The sequence below is a fragment of the Oribacterium sp. oral taxon 108 str. F0425 genome, from assembly GCF_000214455.1.
GTDB lineage: Bacteria > Bacillota > Clostridia > Lachnospirales > Lachnospiraceae > Oribacterium > Oribacterium asaccharolyticum.
On sequence record NZ_AFIH01000001.1, the window covers coordinates 2,057,056 to 2,078,129 of the forward strand.

The 21,074-nt window shown below is 40.7% G+C and carries 12 protein-coding genes; 1 reads left to right on the top strand and 11 read right to left on the bottom strand.

Features of this window, described 5'->3' with window-relative positions; genetic code table 11:
* Positions 1 to 242: 242 nt before the first annotated feature.
* Genes HMPREF9124_RS09440 through HMPREF9124_RS09460 form a run of 7 tightly spaced genes read right to left on the bottom strand, consistent with a single transcriptional unit; the run spans position 243 to position 9,189 of the window.
* Positions 243 to 3,101 (bottom strand): type I restriction endonuclease subunit R, encoded by a 2,859-nt coding sequence (locus HMPREF9124_RS09440; protein WP_330367771.1) that lies wholly within the window; start codon positions 3,099 to 3,101, stop codon positions 243 to 245.
* Positions 3,038 to 3,385, bottom strand: a complete 348-nt coding sequence (locus HMPREF9124_RS12395) for a type I restriction endonuclease (protein ID WP_009427737.1) — start codon at positions 3,383 to 3,385, stop codon at positions 3,038 to 3,040. Before HMPREF9124_RS12395 ends, HMPREF9124_RS09440 begins: the two co-directional genes overlap by 64 nt.
* Positions 3,375 to 5,303, bottom strand: coding sequence for a hypothetical protein (locus HMPREF9124_RS09445; RefSeq protein ID WP_009428101.1), 1,929 nt, complete (start codon positions 5,301 to 5,303; stop codon positions 3,375 to 3,377). Before HMPREF9124_RS09445 ends, HMPREF9124_RS12395 begins: the two co-directional genes overlap by 11 nt.
* A gap of 11 nt (positions 5,304 to 5,314) precedes the next feature.
* The gene (locus HMPREF9124_RS11490) at positions 5,315 to 6,016 is read right to left on the bottom strand and encodes a restriction endonuclease subunit S (RefSeq protein WP_009428758.1); all 702 of its coding nucleotides are present in this window, start codon (positions 6,014 to 6,016) and stop codon (positions 5,315 to 5,317) included.
* Positions 5,986 to 6,474: a restriction endonuclease subunit S gene (locus tag HMPREF9124_RS11495; RefSeq protein ID WP_050791214.1), complete on the bottom strand. Its 489-nt coding sequence runs from the start codon at positions 6,472 to 6,474 to the stop codon at positions 5,986 to 5,988. Before HMPREF9124_RS11495 ends, HMPREF9124_RS11490 begins: the two co-directional genes overlap by 31 nt.
* Complete coding sequence (locus HMPREF9124_RS09455; protein ID WP_009428427.1) at positions 6,471 to 8,324, bottom strand: HsdM family class I SAM-dependent methyltransferase; 1,854 nt, start codon at positions 8,322 to 8,324, stop codon at positions 6,471 to 6,473. Before HMPREF9124_RS09455 ends, HMPREF9124_RS11495 begins: the two co-directional genes overlap by 4 nt.
* Positions 8,317 to 9,189 carry a BRO family protein gene (locus HMPREF9124_RS09460; RefSeq protein WP_009428938.1) on the bottom strand — a complete coding sequence of 291 codons (873 nt, stop codon included), beginning with the start codon at positions 9,187 to 9,189 and terminating at the stop codon, positions 8,317 to 8,319. The genes HMPREF9124_RS09455 and HMPREF9124_RS09460 overlap by 8 nt, the downstream gene beginning before the upstream one ends.
* Positions 9,190 to 9,491: 302 nt before the next feature.
* Between HMPREF9124_RS09460 and rsmI the strand changes: the two genes are divergently transcribed.
* The gene (rsmI, locus tag HMPREF9124_RS09465; RefSeq protein ID WP_009429500.1) at positions 9,492 to 10,355 is read left to right on the top strand and encodes a 16S rRNA (cytidine(1402)-2'-O)-methyltransferase; all 864 of its coding nucleotides are present in this window, start codon (positions 9,492 to 9,494) and stop codon (positions 10,353 to 10,355) included.
* 97 nt (positions 10,356 to 10,452) lie between these two features.
* On the opposite strand, the gene HMPREF9124_RS11500 is transcribed toward rsmI, so the two are convergent.
* The 4 genes from HMPREF9124_RS11500 to HMPREF9124_RS09480 form a co-directional block, all read right to left on the bottom strand.
* Positions 10,453 to 12,942, bottom strand: coding sequence for an MSCRAMM family protein (locus HMPREF9124_RS11500; protein WP_009428212.1), 2,490 nt, complete (start codon positions 12,940 to 12,942; stop codon positions 10,453 to 10,455).
* On the bottom strand, positions 12,939 to 18,887 hold the full coding sequence (locus HMPREF9124_RS09470) for a SpaA isopeptide-forming pilin-related protein (protein ID WP_009428736.1): 5,949 nt from the start codon (positions 18,885 to 18,887) through the stop codon (positions 12,939 to 12,941). The genes HMPREF9124_RS11500 and HMPREF9124_RS09470 overlap by 4 nt, the downstream gene beginning before the upstream one ends.
* Before the next feature lie 672 nt (positions 18,888 to 19,559).
* Positions 19,560 to 20,414 carry a nucleotidyl transferase AbiEii/AbiGii toxin family protein gene (locus HMPREF9124_RS09475; RefSeq protein WP_009429801.1) on the bottom strand — a complete coding sequence of 285 codons (855 nt, stop codon included), beginning with the start codon at positions 20,412 to 20,414 and terminating at the stop codon, positions 19,560 to 19,562.
* On the bottom strand, positions 20,411 to 21,010 hold the full coding sequence (locus tag HMPREF9124_RS09480) for a type IV toxin-antitoxin system AbiEi family antitoxin domain-containing protein (protein ID WP_009427918.1): 600 nt from the start codon (positions 21,008 to 21,010) through the stop codon (positions 20,411 to 20,413). Before HMPREF9124_RS09480 ends, HMPREF9124_RS09475 begins: the two co-directional genes overlap by 4 nt.
* Between the last annotated feature and the right edge of the window lie 64 nt (positions 21,011 to 21,074).

The window sequence follows — 21,074 nt, forward strand, 5'->3', positions numbered from 1 at the left end:
CCCTACCCGATATACGAGATGGGGTATAAAGCAAACAGCAACCTTTAATTGCTTACAATTTAATTATAAGCAATATTTATCATATGTCAAGAAGTTTTGATAAGTGAAGCTACAAAAACTAGATTCACGTCTATTTTTAGAATTTTCTATAACACTTATTCTATGTCATTTTTGATTAGCCTGTTTCTCATAGCCTTCCCTCTAATTATTTTAAACTGAGATTAATTTAATATTTCTTATTCTTATGCCACTGTTTTATATCTTGTATAAAAATACTCATAAATCTTTTGACGATACTCAGAGATACTAAGTTCGTCATAACACTCCGGTAATTTTTCCCATAACGTATCTCTTATTAAGTTATCGATCTCAGCCTTCGTTTCCTGTTTATCTGTCCAGTGGTCAAGTTCGGCAATTTTAGATTTTATTTTTTGGAGAAGAACTGAGGCCACTTCTTTTAATTTCTGAATTTCAGCTTTAGTCAGATTATCTCGGAAAAGCATATCATAAAGGGAAAGTTCCTCGTCATTATCAAAGTCCTCTCTAGCATAACGCTGTTCTTCTTTTGTCATTTGCTCAGCCAAGTCCATTAAATCCATAAAAGTCTTTTCAATATTGGCTCTATCCTGTTCTGCGTTATAGTCTTTAATAATCTGCTGGTATCGTTCATAATAATTAACTCTATTAGGATTCGTAAATAGCAATCCATCAAGACGCTGTTGTATGAGTTCTTCTAAATCTTTCATCACAAGATTCTTAGTCTGTGCTCTAGCAAATTCTTTTCTGAGTAAATCAAAATTAATTGCACTGATATCAAACCTGCGATAGGCATCACAAACAACGCCTGATAATTCCTCAACTTCAATGTGCTCATCGATAATATTATGAATCTGAATCATCAAATCTACAGTGTTGATATGCTTCCGTTTTTTCTGTAACTCTCCATAAATAGCAGAAATCGCTTCAAATTGTTTACGAGTATAACCGTATAAATCCTCCCTATCTGCATATCTCACCAAGCGATTCAGTTCTGATGCGTAAGTTGTAAATGTTTTCTTATCCTCAAGTGAATCACATACAGCATTAGCTGCCTTTTGCAAATAGTATAGCTTTTCAAAATCTATTGCATGAATAAGCTCTGTTAAATTTATTCCTTTTCCGGACAAAAACAGTTCTGCTTTACCAATCGTTTCCAAAATACGATGTATCAATTGCTCCTTGTCTACAGTAGGATCCAATCCACCGATGCCACCAACATTAGCTGTATAATCTGCTAACGCTTTTCTTAGGGCTTTCACAATACCTATGTAATCAATAATCAGTCCATTGCTCTTCCCTGCACTGACACGATTCGCCCTTGCAATCGTTTGCATCAAGGTATGAGCCTTTAATGGCTTATCCAAATAAAGACAGGATAAACTTTTTACATCAAATCCTGTAAGCCACATTGCACAAACAAACACAACACGAAGTGAAGATTTTGAGTCTTTAAATTCCTTATCCAGCTCTCGCTTCTCCATTTTTTCTCTATGAAACTTTATATCTAAGCCCCACTTTTTAAAAGTTTGAATTTCATTTTGTTCCTGACTGATGACAACAGCCATTTCTGTTTCTTGCATCCACTTTAGTTTTCGTTCCAGTTCCTTCCTTTCCTGCTGAGTGGCTAAGCTTAGGGAAGATTTTATGCTTTCAATTTCTTCTTTCCAGTATTCCCGTACATAATTGTACATCCGAACACAAGTCACTTTATTAAGACAAACAAACATTGCTTTCCCACTAGTCCATAGGTCGGAATAGTGATGCACAAAATCACGGGCTATCGAACGTAGTCTAGGCTCGGCAGTAAGCAAATGTATTTCTTTAGCAAATTCCATCTCTAACTTATCCTGCTGATCCACATCTATATCTGCATTCTCTATGGCCTCTAAGATTTGATTAGTAATTTCCGGATTATGAAGATCAAGAATTTTCTCACCACGATTCTCATAATACAGTGGCACTGTTGCTCCATCCTCTACAGCACGCTTAAAATCATAAACTGAAACATAGCCTCCAAAGGTTCTCGCTGTAATATTGTCGCTGGATAAGAGCGGCGTCCCTGTAAAGCCTATGCGTGCAGCTGTCGGTAATAGCTTCATCATGTTATCTGCAAATATACCATACTGACTACGGTGGGCTTCATCAGACATGATAATTAAATCATGATCCGGATAAATCGGTTCTACATTCGATTGGTTGAATTTCTGAATCAAAGTGAAAATAAAGCTTGGATTGCCTTTCAACTTTTGTATGAGATCTTCTCCGCTGGAAGCAATAAACTTTGATGCCTTAATATCTTTTCCTAATAGTCCGCAATTTTCAAAAGTGTCGCTAATCTGCGTATTCAATTCGTCACGATCTGTAAGGATCACAAAAGTAGGTGTTCCTTCCATTTTTCTTCGCACTTTTTTCGCAAAGAAGAGCATAGAATAACTTTTCCCTGACCCTTGTGTATGCCAAAACACACCAAGTTTTCCGTCATTTATCTTCCTCGAAGCATAAGCTTTCATAGCTTCATTTACGCCTAAGTATTGGTGATTTCGAGCCAGAATCTTAGCTGTATTCCCATCAGAATGATCATATAAGATAAAGTTTTCAAATAAGTCCAAAAAATTCTCTTTTTTACAGATTCCACGAAGCATTGTTTCTAAAGCTACGCTTCCTTCATCTTCTTCCGTAAGGCGCTTCCATTCATGGAAAAACTCAAACTTACTGCCAAGAGTTCCCACCCTCGCTTCCAAGCCATTGGAAAGTATCAAAAAAGCATTGTAGTAGAAAAGATGGGGAATAGTATCCTGATAATCAGTGTAATTATCCTCATAAGCATTTTGGACATCGACCGTGCTCTTTTTAAGCTCCACAAAGAGAAGTGGAATTCCATTTACAAACCCGACAATATCCGTTCTTCTACGATAAAGTTCACCATATATCTTCAATTCTTTGATTGCTAGAAAATAATTATTTTCCGGATTTTGAAAATCAATAATCGTAGCCTTCTTTATTTCTGTCTGTCCATTTGGTTTTTTATTGTAACTGGAATTCCATCCCGAAGTAGAAAGTATTTTTCTTCATTGATCTGTAGTAAAGATGAGGTGGATAATCTCTGTTCTAAAGCATCCCTCGCTTGAACAATTTGAGCATCCTGTATCCACGGATTAAACTTCCTAATCGCCTCTTCAAAATAACGAGTCAAAAGGATTTCCTTATAGCTTTCTCTTCCGAAGCTACCATCTTTTCCTAATTTTTCCGCTTCAAACGCGAATTGAACGTCCCAGCCCAGCTCTTCACGGAGGAGATTTCCGGCGCTTTCTTGTACTAGTAAATTTTCAGAATAATCATAGCCCATAGGATTCCTCCTTTAACCTATCTTCTCTTAAACAAAATTCCTCGTTGATTTTAGTCACGATAAGAACCATTATCTTTAATAACTCTATATAATCCATCTGTTGCACATCTTTATTTATTGTATATGTGCTATGAGCATACTTATTACGTATATCAAGTCCGTCACTATACTGCGACCTATTGAGCATAAAGTTTAAATAATTCTTCTCCGGTACCGAAAAGAGTGTACTTTCTATCCTAATATCTCCTGCATTTATCATTTCTTTCAAAGCAGAGCGTGTTGTACTCAAATAATGAATACATATAACTTCATGCTCATATAATTCTCTCAATAAAAAGGCTCTCTCTCTATCATAAGATATAGTCCCATCATGATTAAGTAAGATTGTTCCTCTATCTATTAACCACTTTAAGACAGGTTCTTGAAATGGTGCAAAATCTTCTACTGACACTTTTTCATTCGTAAGAACTTCAAATAGTGATGAGTATTTTGATTCAAGCTTTTCTACATATGTTAATTGAGACGAGAATAGGGTATTCATTTCTTGTTGGATATCTTCTGTACAGGCATAGGCATATTTTTCTCCAATAAGGCTTGGTATACTTTCAAAAGATAGTGGCGCTGACGACATTTCATAAAGTTCTCTATCCACAACACCATCTTGTACAAACATTCGAAATTGTTTTAAAATCCCATCCATTTCTGAAACTAGAGTACGACACTTTTCTGCATAATTGGAAGAGTTGGAAGACTGCATGAAAAATCCATGCGTATTGAATTCATTCTGTAAATATTCTGTAAAAAACCACACAAAAACATCTTCAAGGTTTATCCTATGCTCTTCTAAAAGTGCTTTATACATGCCCATCTGGAGAGATGCTATAATATTCCTAGATAGATACCAACTTCCTCTTGGATAAGCGTTTTTCCCATTATTGGCAGTTATGCTTTCTAAAACATCAATTTTCACTTTTAATGATGGAAGCGTACTTCTCCAACATCTATCAAACATCTCAAAAACATAGAAAAAATTATTCAATATTGTTGGATAATCTAAATTTTCTTCCAGCCATTTCCTATCATAAGAAATATATATTCCATGCTCATCATTTATACACTTTTGGTATTCTTCCTGCTCAATTAAACTAATACTATATTTATAACCAACATGACTAACTTTACTATCTCGACCAGACCAAAATTCCTCATATTTCTTTTTTGCATTTAGTTTTATCCTATCACTTATTGGACATTCTCTACTACTTTGTGAATGAATGATTAATCTAAGGGTATTAGGACTCGGATCTACGGAATCGATGAATTTTTGAAATATCAGTTCAAATTCTTCAGGTTTTAATAAGGACGGTATATAGTATCTAGTATCCTCCTGCTCAGCTAAATAGCAGGCAACCAGTATTTCACAAGTTTGATCTGATGTACGTAGTAATTCTGCTAATTGCCCATTATAAGCCTTCACTAATTTCTCATGTTTTAAGATTTCGAGCAAACTGATTTTCGACAAAAGAAGATATTCTTTAAATATCTCATCCTCAACATGCTCATAGGCCTTATAGTTCTCAAACAATGTCCAAAAGTCCTTTAAATAATGGATATCCACATTGTGAACAATTTCGATAAAATTCTCATTGTTAATCCGGGAGAAGTATTTTGCAATAATCGCTGTAAATAACTTAACCTTTGTTTTGTATTCTTTATATGTTTCTGTAGACCATCTTCTTAAGGGTCTGTCTAAATCGATAAGCTCTTTAATATTATATAGCTCAATGATTTCATTCATTGAATCAAACATCTTATCAGGAAAGAATGCATGTAAAATAGGCTCAGCTTTTTCTAAATTCCATCCAATACTCAGATCATGACTACTATAGAATTTTACGCCATCATAGTCTGAACTCATAGTTCTCTCCTTTATATCGTAATCTCTCCACTCATAAGTTTTGGAAGCAAGCGGTCACGAGCTTCTTGTGCAATCCAAATTTGCTGTTTTAAATTTTCTATTTTCCTTTGATATCCTTCACTATAATCAAAAAATCTACCCATAATTTCTTTGTTAGGTATGCTTACTTTTATACCTTCAAGCATCTGCTTCGTTAAAAATTTAATCGTAGAACCACTCGCTCCCAAAATCAGTTGATGCATGTTTTCTCTAATTGCGTAATATAATAAATACAAATTTTGAATATTATACGGTGAAAAAACATAAGTTCTTTGATAAGCTTCAAACTTTCCTCTATACAACTTAACATTAAAATCACCATTTCCCGCCAAAATAACTGCAGCACAATCAAAAGAATATGCATGTGATCTAATTGGTTCTTGGGCACAAGTGAAAAATAAATATTTTCCATTATCCTGTCCATAATTAGCATCTTTTTTCCCCGTAAGTATTGGAGCAATATTTGATAATGGCATTTTTTTCCAACCTTTCGGTACATCCTCAATAATCTTCGACTGCTCATATCCCGGAAAGCGCAAATCCACAAACCACTCTTTATACAATCGCTGTGCAGCCTCTTCAAGAAGTTTTATTTGTTTTTGATTATTCTTAATGAGATTGTCATATGGCCTTAGCACACTTACTATTTTTTTTGGATATCTAAGTGCGGGCAAGGAATTTCAAAATTTTCTATCATTTCCTTTGTCATCGCATTTCTAGATGCACCTTTTCCAACAGCTAGGTTAAGCATATAAGATTGCATAAATGGACTTGCAAGGTAATACATCAGAAAAAATGGGTCTAATTTTTCTTTGCTGGGTCTAACGATTGCAACATGTTGATTAACTCTTGCCGGAAGTAATGACTTGGGAACCATACAAGTTCGAGCAACTGAATCTCCCGTTATATTTAGCAATACATCATTCTCCTCCAGAGTGACTCCATTAAGTCTTTCAGCTGCCTGTTCATTAACAAATACTAATCCGCTAATATCAAAAGCAAGGTTATAAACATTTTGACTTCTAATAAAACTTATTCCTCTCTTTTGGTAAACTGATGAACCTCCTTTTGGAGTTGCGCCACTTCCAATTTTTGTACAAATATCTCCAAGTCTTACTTTATCCCAACTCATAGCCCCATCTCCTTCATATTTTTAGAGATAGCCTCCATCAAGTCATTAGATTCTGCCTGTAAGGATAGAAGTTCTCTGTGAATTTCCACCATACGTTCTTCAAAGTTAACTCCATCATCTTCAATGGGAGCTACACCAACATAAGCCCCCGGAGTAAGGGACCAAGCTTTTTCTTCTATACTGACACTATCTTGACTGTCTAACTTCGCTTCTTCAGTGGTGTATGCCACTTTGCAAAGCCCCGGGATATCTTGATACTTTCCTTCTCCGAATTTCTCGTACAGCCATTGGGCTTCTTTAGCAACGTTTAATATATCTGAAAGAGCGGAAAGTTTGTCATCATATTCTTCCTGCTTCTTTTTCTTTTCACTTCTTCCGGCATTCTCTACTGCTTTTTTTGCTTCCTCTTTACATTGTTTTATCTTCTGTGTTAATTCATCTATTAGCTCTGCAAAAGATTTCTCATTACCAAGTACTGTATAATATTCATTTAAAAGAGCTATATATTTCTCTATCTCTCCACGATAAAGCCATACAATAGCATTTAGATTTTTTAACTGCCACTCAGACCACTCGTTCAGAGTACGATCCACCACGGTGTAATAATTTCTTGCATCTATAAAAAGAAGCTTGTCCTTTGTTTTTTCAGTCTTTCCCTTATCAAAGAACCAAAGAGAACAAGGAAGCGATTTCGTATAGAAAAAGTTATTTCCCACGCTAACCATAACATCTACATGACCTGTTCTTATCAGCTTCTCTCTAATATCCTTATCCTTTCCTTGACTGTCTGTAGCAGAAGAAGCCATAACAAAACCTGCACGCCCATTTTCCTTTAAATAGCTGTAAAAATAGGAAACCCAAAGATAATTTGCATTTCCGACTTCCTTATCTTTATTGATTCCCGGCATACCAAAAGGAAGTCTCTTTGCACTTTCGCAGGACTCCGCTTTTACTTTATCTACATTAAATGGAGGATTTGCCATAACATAATCACAACGCCCATCCAAATTATGGGCATCATGATAAAAAGTATTTGCACTCTCCCCTGCTTTAATAACGCCGGTAAGCCCATGTACTGCCATATTCATAAGGCAGAGCTGTGCGTTATAGGGTGTTTTCTCCTGTCCATAAAAGGTCATTGTGCTATTAGCATTCATCCCCGCTTCATTAACAAAATCCCCGGACTGAATAAACATCCCCCCTGACCCACAAGCCGGATCAAGTAAAATTCCACTCTTGGGTTCAAGTATATTGACAATCATCTTCACAAGGGATTTTGGTGTAAAGAACATACCATCATCCGAAGCGATGCTCTTTGCAAACTTGTTCAGAAAATACTCATAAATTCTTCCGATAATATCTCCTCCCACTTCATCCAATGCAGAATTGTTAAAAATACGAAGGAGTTCTGACAATATTCCATCGGCAAAATCTGTATAACTTTTCGGAAGAATACCTACTAACTGCTCGCTCTGCTCTTCTATTAAAGACATGGCATTATTTACTACTTCGCCAAGACTCCTCATAGTATGACCATCTTTATTTTTGAGCTCGGCAGAAGAAATGTCATCCGGAAGATTAAGCAGATAATCGTATTGGGCTTCTTTGGGTAGAAAAAGAGCACTCTTAGCTGTAAAATCACTGGCTTCCACTGGCATGACTCTTCCACCACGGGATGGTCTGTCTTTTAAAATCTCTGCTTCAACCAGTTTGAATCTGCTATAGGCATAGCGTAAAAAAATAAGACCAAGAACAGGCATGCAATATTGATTTGATGTTAACGGTGAACCTGAGCGGAGTAAATCTGCCGACTCCCATAATTCACTCTCCAGTTTTCTAATATTAATCATTTCTTTTACTCCTATCTATCCTGTTTTCAGGCAGCTCTTTCGTTACATCATTAATCAACTTTCCAAAATCAATTGCATTTTGAGAGGTGATGACTGCTTTCCCGGTATGCTCCTCAATTTCTTTTCTCGCATTTCCGGCAATCTTACCACCGTCTCTTGCCGCTTGCCTATTCTCTTCTAATCCATAGGGATTTGTCGCATTAGTAATATCCTTTGTAGCCGCTTCCGCAAGCATATTTAATATTAACTCGGTACTACTCATATTATCCCTAAGATTTTGCTTCTTCAATCCTTTGAAGTCTTTGTACTCTCTTGTTGTCATACCGCTCCAAGCTTTAGATATTTCATTGGTTAGTATGGCATATTCTTTGCCCTCTTCTACTCCATGGTCTTGCCAAGCATCAGTCAGTTCTTTTCTTACTTGAATGGCTTGTAATCTCTGATTAATCCATTCTCTTGAATATCCCTTCTGCACATAAGTTTCCAAAGCTCTATCTATCGTCAACTCCGGATCTATAATTTCATCTATTCTTTCTTTTCCAACTTCTGCCAACCACATCTTAAAGGGTTCTGCCTTGGGAGATGGTACGGATTGAATAATGCGGAAAATCCCCTGCATATTGGCTACATCCGTTTGCCTCATTTTTCCGTCTGAGGCTTTCATTTTCAACTGGCTACAAATTGTAGCCAGTTCATTGCCCTCTTTTTTCAGCCTTACTTTTAACACGCTCCAATATTTTCTTGGATTTTCACTTTCTGTAAGAATCCCTAGAATATCAATAATTGAAAAATACCACTCTTCCCTTTCCTCATCCCAACTTGAGCGAATCCGGTTCCCTTCAAAGATTTTAATTTCATTATCCATTTTAAAACCTCTCATTTACTATGAACTATTAAACCTGCAAAAAACTCCAACGACCTATGCTAACTACTGCCATTATATATGCTTTCTCAACTAATTTACCTAGAAAAAAATATATTTTCTTACATGAATGCTATTTAAACGAGATATCGCACACTTTGCGCACGATACTCGTTATGAATAAAGAAGTTCGCGAGAACTCCATTTTCCATCGTATAGGACTGGGCAATCGCCCTGAACTGTAGTACTATTCATTCTGAAACTTTAGGCAATCCCCTTTGCACGGAAAGGAGCTCTCTTAAGTCATGGAAAGCGGAACATTAAGCCTTTGTGCCACCCCTATAGGAAATCTGGAAGACATCAGCTTCCGAGTGCTCCGCACGCTGAAAGAGGCGGACTGCATTGCCGCAGAGGATACAAGAAATTCCATTAAACTTTTAAATCACTTCGAAATTAAAACGCCGATGACCGCCTACCATGAGTTTAACAAGGTCGAAAAAGCGAGAGAACTCGTCTCACGTCTTTTAAAAGGGGAAAATATTGCCCTCATTACCGATGCCGGCACTCCCTGCATCAGCGATCCCGGAGAAGAACTGGTACGGCAGGCAATTGACGCCGGCATTCGCGTAGAAAGTCTTCCCGGTCCTGCCGCCTTTGTGACTGCCCTGACACTTTCCGCTCTGAGTACAAGACGCTTTGTCTTTGAGGCCTTTCTCCCTACGGAAAAGAGCAATAAAAAAGAACGAAAGGCGATTTTGGAGAGCCTGAGCACAGAGGAACGAACGATAATCCTTTATGAGGCCCCGCACCATTTAAAGAAAACTCTCGAAGATCTTCGAGAGACTTTTCAGGAAAATCGAGCTTTAAGCCTTGCGAGGGAACTGACCAAAAAACATGAAGAAGTGCTGTATTTCAGTTTGGATGACGCCATTCGGAAATACCGGGAGGAAGAACCCAGAGGAGAATATGTGCTGGTCCTTGCCGGAGCGTCCCGTGAGAAAAAGAAAGAGGAAGCGCAGGCCAAGTGGGAAGAATTCTCGATAGAAGAGCATTTTTCATATTATCTTAACGAGGGTTTCAGTGAAAAAGATGCTTTGAAACAGATTGCGAAAGACCGCGGGATGGGAAAGCGGGATGTCTATAAAATCCTAAAAGGGGCTGTAAAATAAGTCCCCACAAAAAGACCGATAAATCCGGCTAATGCCGGTTCATCGGTCTTTTTCTAACTTTTTCTTCTGGGCGTTTTTTTACAGCCCCTTTTATCTTTTATAAAAGAGAAATTCGAAATAACGTATTCGCTTTGTCTTTATGCCTCTTGCTTTTCTTTTTCTTCCGTCTTAAGTACTCTTCCAAAAGGACGGCACTGAGCGCACACATTCCGAGATAAACCGGCAATTGGCTACGGTCTCCGGTAGCAACCCATCTGCCATAGATATCCATCTGTCCTCTTCGCATCGCACCAAGGATTTCTCCGATGTAATTCAGTTCATCCAGGTCTTCTTGGCTTAATGTTCTGCTGGAACCGAGAACCTCCGCCAGACGGTCTGCAATCTCATCCCTGGTATAGCCGCCGCCGATTTCTCCTTTTTTCTTCTTGGGTCTGAGGATTCTCCCCTTCTTGGAAATGGGCGTTTGGGAACTTTTATGCGGCAATCCGTACTTTTGCAAATAGCGGATAATTTCCGGATGCAATAAGCGTTTGGGAAAATAAATCGGATTTCCGTTTTTATCCAAACCGACAAAAATCAGTTCCACATCCTCCGTTACTGCAGGATTATTCGGCTGTGTCTCCTCCACTCCCGGTTTACCGCCATTCGGTTTTGTCCCCGGAATCCTTCCGGTTTTGCTGACATGCGGACTACCTCCGCCATGGGATTCTCTCGGATAAAGCAGCCACTGGAATGTCAGCTTCTCTGCAATTTCTTCCCCTTCTCCCAAGACTCCTTCCTCATTCATCGGATAGTAGAGATCGGTCTGCAAATCTCGCTTTGTTCTGCGAATGTACAGCTCTTCTCCCTTGGAAAATGCGGTCTGGTATCTGGGACGAGTCGGATTTCTCAGGTCTCTTCCATAGGAAAGAACCTGCATTGTTCTGCTTCCGTCCGTTTCTTCCACAATACGGAAAGCCGTCTCCATGCTCGGATTCTCATACTCTCTTTCTTCGGAAAGATTTAAAAGCAGATAGTCTTGTGCCAGAGTCAGGTTCTCTATCGCAAGATTTCCATCCGCATCATTTTCAAAAACTTCCTGTAAAAGGTAGTCCTCTCCATGATAGGAAATAACGGTTTTCGGCACTCTTTCACGATATTCCGTCCCCTTCTCTATGCTGTCATCTTCTCCTTTCTCTCCTTTCAACAAATCCTTAAGGCTCCAGTCTTTCTTCATGTAAAGGGCATATTTCTGCTCCCCGACATCCTTTGTTCTGGTCTTAAAGTCCGTTGTATGGAAGGCAATTTTGTCCTTCTTCAATCCGTATGTGAAAATGGGCTCTTCTCCCGGACTGAAGCTTTCTTTTGCTCCGTCTTCTTCCTTTTCCACCGTAATATTGCTGTCGGAAGCCACCGTAATCTTGTAGAGTCCGATGCCGTCCGGGGAAAGATCCAGATTCTTCCTGCTATCCGGGTCTTCCGCTAAATTACTTGCACTGGCACGAAGATAATAGCTTTTTCCTCTTTCCAGTCCGAAGATGCTTAAACTTCCTTCGGCATAGGGACGGTATCCGTTTCGCTTATCGGCACGAATCTCTCCTGTCCGGACAGCGGAGTCTATCTTATAGGTGGTAAATGCTGTCGGCGTGCTTACCCTGTCTCCATTTACCGTAAGCTTCTGATTCGCGGGAATAACCTGCAATCCCGCCGGGTCTTCGGAAAGCAGGTAGGAAATACCGTAAAGCGGTAAAACTTCCGCCTTTCCGACGCGTTCCTGATGTTCCACCCTTGCTGAAAACTGTAAAGCCGTACGCTCCCTGGCAAGGTCCAGGTAATTCCTGTCCACATGGGAAATGATGCTCTTATCCGCTTGGATAAGCTCTATACGGTTCTTATTGTTGATTTTAAACTGCAAATCCTTCATCGGACGAAGAGAGGAGGGAAGCATAGTTCCTTCCTTTATGGTATAAACCTGTCCGGCAAGAAGGTCTCCGGAAATAAGCACAGCTCCCGATTCCGTTCCGCTGTTTCCTGTCGTATACGTTTTCTCCGTTGATCCGTCGCGGAAATTTCCGGAAATCGTGAAACTATACGATTTCATTGCTTCCTTATTTTCCCAGTTTTCTATTTTCTTATCTTCCGGCGAATAGGACAGCAAAGGATCGATGCCAAACATACTAATCTGAATTCCGTTTTTACTGTTTTCTTGCTGTGTTGTTACGGAAAGACTTGTAGCAGAAAACGTAAAAGGCTTCTTCTCATGCGATTTCCCGTAAAAATCGTCATCAATCAAATAGCCGCTCGGCTCCTGCAACTCCTTAATATAGTAATTCTTATACCAATCCAGTCCGGTAAACTCAAGTTCTCCGTTTCCGTTCGTAATCGCTGTATAGTCTGCACCGCCCCTCTGTACCGCTACCTTTCCGCTTGCACCGTCGGTATAGAGGCCGTACTTGGCACCGCTAAGTTTCTTCGTTGCATCGTGAGAATCCACCTTGGTAAGCTTTAAAGTTCCCGGGATACGATCATTTTGCGCGATTCCTTCTTCCTCTGTTGCCGCAATGCCGTCTTCCACATCAAGACGGGAGCTTAAAGACTGGGCTTTCAACTCCTGTCCCTGATCGGCGTTTCGTACAATAAAGACATATTTCTTTTTTGTGCGCCTTCTTTCTGCAGAGTATAACCGGTCGGCTCCTTCGTCTCTACAAAATAGTACACACCGACCGGAAGGCCTTCCGTCAGGGATTTTGAACCATAAACCTTGACTTCATTTTTAGCGGCCTTTTTCGTCGTAATCTTTCCGTCCCGGTCTGTCGTGTATACGCCCAGGGCTTTTGCATTTTGGGTTTCGGGTCTGTTCAGGAAATTAAAGTAATCCGCAATCGCGCTCAGCATATTTCCGCCGGCTTCGAGTCCCTCCGCCTTCAGTCTCTGATCGGAATCCTTCACCTGATAAAGCGTAAACTCCGCCCCCGCCAAAGCTTTAAAATCCGTACCGCCCTCTGTGGTCGGAAGTGCATCCAGCTTCTGCAAAGTAGCATGTGCCAGAACACGGGTTGCCCGAATCGTCAACGTCTTTTTATTTGCGGAAACCGCTCCCGAAAGTCCTCTTTCCTTGACTTTCTCCATGCTTTTTCCGTCATGACTTACTTTAAAAAGAACGTAATCGCTGTTCTCTTCTTGATTATTCTTACTCTGCACATAGAGGATAGACTGCTGCCTTCTTTCCAGACGGTAATAGCCGTCCGCTTCCAGCTTTTTAACGGTGTTACTATTTTGGGTCTGATTTCTCCAAGTTGTAAACGGCGGGGTCGTGGGATTTACCCTTTCTCCGGTTTCCTTAGCAGGATAGATCACAAATTCGGTATCCAAAACGGCATAGTCATTTTGATCTTTCTCATCAAAACTGAAGGAAGTCGGCTGATTCTTCATCTTTAAGGTATTGCCGGCTATTCCAAAATTTCCCAGATTCTCCGGGCCTGCAGCTACAATACCGCTTCCGTCCGCCTTTAAGCTAAATCCTCCCTTCGCCCCGATTTCATAGCCCTTCGGTGCACTCATCTCTTCGATTACGTACTTGGTTTTTCCGTCTGCTTTCAACACGCCTTCCAGACTGAAGCCGTTCCCGGTAAGATTATCTTTATCTATTGTGATGTAAGCATTTGCCCCGTCTTCCACAAGGGTATAATTCGCTGCTCCGTCCCCCTTTAAGAAGTCTTCCTTCTTTCCGTGCAAACGGAACTCTCCCTCCGTAAGCTTTCCGGAATCTCCGAGTTTTTCAAAAGCGAACTTGGAAGGATAGTTTTGAATGGCAATCGGCGCCGTAACGGTAGCCCCGTTATAAATAACATCAGCCTGGTTTTCTCCCGCACCCTGATTGTCTTTTACTTCAAACTGAATTTTCGACGAAAGTGTATAGCCCTCTTCCGTCTTGATTTCCTCCAGTTCATACTTTCCCCAGGGGAGGTCTTTAAAGCGCAGATTGGCTACTCCGTTTACGGAAGGCGCAGTCTGAAGCTCTTCCACGGTATCTGCAGCATTTAAGTCGGCATACTGATACTCCCCTTCAGAAAGCTTCTTCAACTTTAAAACGCGCTTCTCCGTATTGTCATTCTTCTTCGGGAAAATGGACAGCTTGAAAACGGCTGTATAGTTATTTCGGTTTCCCTGATTCTTTCCGGTATAACGCGGGGTAAAGCTCAGGGCATGCTCTTCAAAATGCTTCTGAATCGTCAGTTCCCCTGTCTTGTAAGTCTTACGCTCACGCTCGTCTGTAAAGAGCTCTCCCTTTTTCTCCTCTATTCCAAGTATATTCCGGGTAAGGGGATAGATATCCTTGAAATATTTTTCTCCGGTGTTAATCCGATACGTTCCGTACTTTGTCTTATCCAGACTATAGCCTGCGGGAGCCTTTAGCTCCATAATATAGTATTCCTTATTCCGATCTCCGGCTAAACTGATTTCTCCCTTGTCATCGGTATCCTGAATATCTTCTGCCAGACCCAGAACTTTCTCGTCATCCGAAGCGGCAAGCGCAGTATTCAGTTCGGACAAATCGTCCTTTAAGAAGAGTCCGTATCTTGCCTTTGCAAGCGGAAGCTTTGCGGAAAGAGAATCCACTTTCTTCATATTAAACTGCACTTTAGAGCTGGAGGAACTCCAGTCCATATTTTTATTCAAATCCACTACGGCGATGCTCTTACTCTGGCCCTTATCCGTTATGGTATTCTCCGCCCGCGTTATGGCACTCTCTCCCTTGACCATTTTAATATAGGTTCTATAGGTCAGGATGTAACTCTTATCCGTATTTTCCGGAAGGGTGATTTCTAAAGCAGTGGTATAAGCTTCCCTGGAAGCATTCGTATAACTTCTTTTTCGCTCCGCCTTCCAGACTCCGGTGCCCTTGGGAAGCGGAGTAAGCCCCTCCGGGGTATCCGGCAACTTGGCCGTTCCGGAAACGTGCCCCACCTCATAAAGCTGTACGGAATCTAAATCCAGGAAGGTTTTATCCTGAATTTCATCCCTCAGAATGCAGGAGCCGGAAAGCTTTGCTCCGAGTGGGTTGATTTTCACCGTCCAATTAACGACATTGGTCTTTTTTCCCGCCTCTTCTCCCTGTTTTCCCGTCTTTTTCAGGATTTCATTCCATAAGTTCTCCGTGTTTGCATGCCCTTCCGCCGTCACGGTAACCGCCGTATTGGACGGATTACTAACCTGACTCGTCGGGAAAGTCGTGGACTCCAGCTTCGCCGTATTTCCGGCGTAGATTTCCATGTCCTGCAATGAGTCCGTACCGGAAAATTGATAGAGACGCTTCCGTCCTTCTTCATTTAAATAGGCATAAACATCCAGTTCAAGCCGGTTCTCTAAAGGCTGATTCAAGGCCACTTTTACCAACTTATGCGTATCATCGATCGTAATCTCGGATGCGGAAAGCTTCTGCTCGCCGCCCGCCTTATGAATAACCGCCTTGGTCGGATATTTGGGATCAGAGGCGTCGGTTATCGTAAAATACTCTGCCGAAAGCGAAGTTGCCCCCGTTCCGTCCTTCTTTCTAAACTTAAAAATATTGGAGAGGTCGTCCGTAAGAACCACGTTTTCCAGCCCCTTATACTCGTCATTGTTTGCGTTAATGGTGAAATGGAAATACGCTCTCTGCTCCTGATCATCGTAAAAAGTCTTGATTTCCTTCCTCAGAAGATCGTTTGAATGGCTTTGCTTTACCTCCTCGGATTGCATTTCATGCCGCAGTAATGTTCCCTGGTAAATAGCCAGTGTAGCTTTATTCTTATACTCATGGGCCTCTTTATTGTGCCCGATATAATGCAATGCCTTTGTATGGTAGCTTATTTTCAGCTTGGACAAGTCCAAAGGTACGGAAGCTCCCAATTTTTCCGCTGTGATTTGCAGCACACCGCCGGCCGTATTGGGTGTAGCACTCGGCGTATAGCGCACGGTAAGATTCGCAAGGCTCACTCCCTCGCTTACTATCGTATCCGTCTTATCGGCACTGTCAAAGTTCGCTACGGGTTCATCCCTTAAAATGTCCGTACCCTTGTAAGAAATACTGAGGTCCGCTAAGGCACTGTCCCCTGTAATGTTATCGGTAACGACCGCTTTGTCATAGTCGTCTCCTCTTGTGGATACATCCAGACTCCAGCCCATAAGAGCCGATGCCTTATTCCATCCGCCTGCCGTTTTCTTAATAAACGCTTTGTGGAACGGCACGTTGGCAATCGAAGGAAGCTGCGTCACGCCGGTCGCTCCCCCGTCCGAAAGGGGATATTCCACCTCTACATGCGCCGTATTTTTAACCTGGGCTCCGGTAGCGGAAGTCGTCTCCGCTCCTTCCTCCACCTTGGTTCGGAAGCTGATGCGATAAGCCTGATCAAAGCCGGTCCCGAAATTGACCCTAAGCTCATTTCCTCCTCCGATATTGCTGGGAGAAATCACATAGTCCACCGTGCTCGCATGACCATCTACTCCGCCGCCCGGAATGTTTTGTGCTTGGTTTCCCTGCTTTAAAACAACGATTTTCTTCGGTCCGTTCAGACTTTCAATCTTGATTCCCTGCTCTTCGTCTACAATCAGCCCGGAACTCAGACTATCCACAACCGCCACTTTATGCGCATAAGCACGGTTCGTATTAAAATCCATCTGCCAGCTGATATACTTTCCCTCAGTCTGACCGCCTTCTTTTTTCAGCTCCACTTTCTTAACGCTCATATCCGCAACAGCCTTCGTATGGGTCTTTGTCGGATCGCTTATCAGACGGGAAGGATCCTCATGACTGAGCTCCACCGTATTTTGCTCTACATTTTGCGGATTTTTATAGATATTCTTTGTTAAACCGGTCGTGAAAATGATTTTTTGCGGTGCACGAATAGGCTCTCCCTCTTTCGGGAAAGTAAAGGAATAGGTACCGTTCGTTTTCTTTTCTATGGCTTCTTTAATATTGATATTGGAACTTGTCGCCGGATTTTGCCACTCCGCATCCAGGAATTTTAAACGATTTTCATCGAAAATATCTGTCACGGTGAGGCCGTTCAGTTTTGCGCCCTTGCTTTCCGTTCCGACTTCAATCGTCCAGCGAATCTTTCCCTCCTTTTGGAGGTTTTCAGCGGTCTTCTTTACGCCGGAAATGAGTTCCGGAATCGCCGGAAATTGCATCACATGGGTCTTTCCCGGAATATTGATTTCTACGGAGGTCTCTCCCTCCGCCTTAATCTTGTCAGGATTTAAGCGGAACTTTAAAGGGATATTTTTCAAAATATCCCGGATGTTATCATCCACTATTCCCTCGGTGAATTGCAACTGAAGCTCGTAATGATTGCTCACCTTTTTTACTTCATATTGAAAAACCTTCTTCCCGTCTTTGTTGTATACTCCGCTGTCTGCAATAGAGGGATCCGTCGGGGAGGGGTTCACATGCACAGCCTGCAAAAGCTCCGGAAACGGAATCCGAATGGTATCTCCGTTTTTAATGCTTCGATTATTCTTCACTTCAAAGTAGAGCGACATTTCCACTGTATCCAGATTCAGAGGGTTATAACTCTTGTTGATTTTCCAGTTCGTCTTTCCGCCTGCCTCCGTCGCAGTGAAGTCGGAATCTGTCGTTTCCCCGCTAAGACGCCCGGTAAGATTTTTCAGACTGAAGCTGACATCATTTCTGATTCGCTCTTCTCCTGTTGTACCCGCCCTATAAAAGGAAACAACGGAAAAGCTGTCCAAACTGAATTCCAGCTTGTCCCGCTTATCTCCGAGATACTTCTTTCCTTCCTTTACGGAAAGTTCCTCGACCTTGATATCCTCCTTCTTCACATCCAGAATATCCAAGGTACTGATGCCGTCTTCCTTCTTCTCCTTCTTTAAGGGTAAATGCGTCGCCTGAAGCTCTCCCTTTCCTTCCAGAGGCTTACGAAAGGAAAATTTCAGATCGACCGTTCCCCGGTTCGGCTCGACTTCCTCGTATTCTCCCGTTTTTTCTTCCGTCAAAAAGAAGCCTATATCATATAGGCGGAGGTCCCCCGCCCGGAAGTCCTCCTCATGCTCCGTAAGCGCCTCGGTATAGGCACTGTATTGCTCCGGTCTTTCTTCTTCCTTAATCGGGCGCACCAGAAAAACCACTCCCTTCGGCAGACTTTCCGGCACGGAAAGAGTGGCATTGACCGTAATCTCCTCATCCTCATACTTGAAGCTTTTGATTTGGTTCGCTTCCAAATAGGAAGGACTGGTCAAATCCTGCTCCGGATCGGATGTGTTTTTCTCTTTTTCCTTTTTGCTCTCGGCATTCATTCCCTGATAAAGGGAATCCTCAAAGCTTTCTCCGGATCCTTCCGTAAGAGCTTCTTTTCCCGCAAGAGTAAAGTCTTCGGCACTTCCGCCTTCTCCTACGAAAGCTTCGCCGCTTCCGCTGTCTTCTCCCCGCGGATCTAAAACAAAATCCTGCTCCGAATCCCGCACTGTAAGCGCCGGAATCTGCTCTTCCCCCACTGCTATGATGCTTTGCATCACAATCATTAACGCCAAAAATAAGGAAAATACACGTCTCATATTACCCATCCTTAGAGCAAATCGATACTGCAAGTTCCCTCCTGCAGTATCCCCGTTAATAGTTTCGCCCGTCTTTTTTGACGGGTTTTCTTGCTTTAAAAACAAGACCGGATTTTTACGCTTCAACTAATTCAAAATATTTAAATTAGAGTACTGTTCTAAATATTACCTTGTTTTATCGACCAAATTTATACAAATATAATGAGGAAAGGCAAGTAAAAGGAAAGACAAGTAAAAAGAAAATCTTTTGCAAGCAAAAAGCAGAAGCCGAGCACGCTTCTGCTTTTCTTTCCGCCTTAAAGGCGGACACTTAAGTTGAGTCTATTTATTTCAGGAGATTCCCGCTTTATCGTGCTTATGGTCAGGAGGACACGACAAAGGGATTTGTTATGAATGCTTAAGTCATGCTGCATAAGGGACGGTAATTCTCTTAGGTGGCAAAACCCTTATTCACAACGGTTAGTTTTATCTAACTGCAGTTATATTACACTAACTATTTATTTCTGTCAAGCAATTTTTTTATTTTTTTCAAAACGAGTGTTACTGTCAAGTAATCGTTGGCAACTCCATCATACAGACTAAGGAATGTCTTGCTTTGGTTTAGGCTCTGCCTCAAAGACACACTACAAAAAAAGAGCCGGTGCAACCCTAAAGACCATACCGACCATAATACTATTTAGTATCATCATTCACATTTAATACAGTACCTATTTCTTCATAGACTGATATAGTATCTAAGAAATCAACATCTTTAGAATACGGGTTATTCTGTGTGTATTTTTTCCATAGTTCTTTTGGTGTTTCACTTTCCCGGAATAACTCTACGATTTCCTTATACTGTAAAGCTGTTTCAAAAGAACCTCTGTATTTACTCGTTCTTTCTATTGCTTTTCTTAATATGTCTTTATCAATTTTATCTTTATAAATGCTGTATATCATATACAAATCATAGAAATCCCTTGCTCTTGTTGTGGTAATATTTCTGCTTGAAATAGTTTCAAATTTTTCAGCGAGTATAGTTTCTATGGTATAGGTCATAATCGGTATTGTACCTTCTTCTAAGATTCTTGAATAGGAATAATTCATTTCTCTTGGAGTAATAACATCTCCTGTCGTTATATCTATATTTAAGGTTGCATTTATTTTCCCAAAAATGCAGGATATGCTTGCACAAAAATCTTCATACACATCTTCCTGTCTTATTGGCGATAATTTAATCAGCTTATATTCAATATCTGCATCAATTTCAATCGCTAATATTTCATTTAAAATATTTGATATAGACTCTTCATTTAGCGGAATGCCTCTAAGCGTGGTATCCATATCCATCGTACTACGCATATCAACACCGATAAGAGAGGAGATAAGAAGTCCGCCTTTTAATATAAAATTCTCACTATATTTTGATTTTGAGAGTTTTTCAAGTATTCCTTCAAACAAGCACATCTGAAGCAGAGAGTTCGGATTAACTCCCGTTTTTTTAGATATGTTCCTAATCGCTCCTTTTATCTGTTCCGATGTTTTCATAACAGCACCTCCGTATATCGTTTTAAAGCTTGCTCCATATTCATCCTAATGGCATATTTTGACAGTTTTAATAAATTTTTCTCCTTACCTGCAAAGTAAGATTTTATTGCTTCGCTAAATACTTGTGCATCTATTCTGTCCTTATCTTTGATAATATCAAGTATGGTTCTTTCTTTGTCATACACTAATATTTCTCTGCCAAAAGGACCGGTTATAGTTGTTTTTCCAATATCGTAATAATCTTTTTTCACATACTTAAAAATAATATTATCTCTTGCTGACTTGACTCTGCTGACATTATCTCCTACCTTTACAGTCATCACATAAACAAGGGGCATTCGTGTTGATAATCCTTGTAAATATGCCGCTGTTTCGTGAGAAAAAATACCTTTGGGTATTCTGTATGAGAAATAAAGATACTCATCAATATTCTCATCCGGAAGTACATAGAGTCCGTTGGCTATTTTTTCAAGTTCTTCTTTTATGGTTAATTCTTTTAGGATATCCTTATGAATACCAAGATTTAAGGCTTCTTTGGTAGTTATAATCCCATTATTTTCTTTTATTTTTTTTAGCAGGAGTTCCCGTTTACTCATTTCTATCACCGCCTTTTCGTTCTTAAATTATGGTATTTATAAGAACAAAAGTCAATATTTAGAA

Bases quoted from the DNA above. Each gene is read 5' to 3' on its own strand.
- HMPREF9124_RS12395 (WP_009427737.1), bottom strand. From the start codon at position 3,385: ATGGGCTATGATTATTCTGAAAATTTACTAGTACAAGAAAGCGCCGGA.
- HMPREF9124_RS09445 (WP_009428101.1), bottom strand. From the start codon at position 5,303: ATGAGTTCAGACTATGATGGCGTAAAATTCTATAGTAGTCATGATCTG.
- HMPREF9124_RS11495 (WP_050791214.1), bottom strand. From the start codon at position 6,474: ATGAGTTGGGATAAAGTAAGACTTGGAGATATTTGTACAAAAATTGGA.
- HMPREF9124_RS09455 (WP_009428427.1), bottom strand. From the start codon at position 8,324: ATGATTAATATTAGAAAACTGGAGAGTGAATTATGGGAGTCGGCAGAT.
- HMPREF9124_RS09460 (WP_009428938.1), bottom strand. From the start codon at position 9,189: ATGGATAATGAAATTAAAATCTTTGAAGGGAACCGGATTCGCTCAAGT.
- rsmI (WP_009429500.1), top strand. From the start codon at position 9,492: ATGGAAAGCGGAACATTAAGCCTTTGTGCCACCCCTATAGGAAATCTG.
- HMPREF9124_RS09470 (WP_009428736.1), bottom strand. From the start codon at position 18,887: ATGAGACGTGTATTTTCCTTATTTTTGGCGTTAATGATTGTGATGCAA.
- HMPREF9124_RS09475 (WP_009429801.1), bottom strand. From the start codon at position 20,414: ATGAAAACATCGGAACAGATAAAAGGAGCGATTAGGAACATATCTAAA.
- HMPREF9124_RS09480 (WP_009427918.1), bottom strand. From the start codon at position 21,010: ATGAGTAAACGGGAACTCCTGCTAAAAAAAATAAAAGAAAATAATGGG.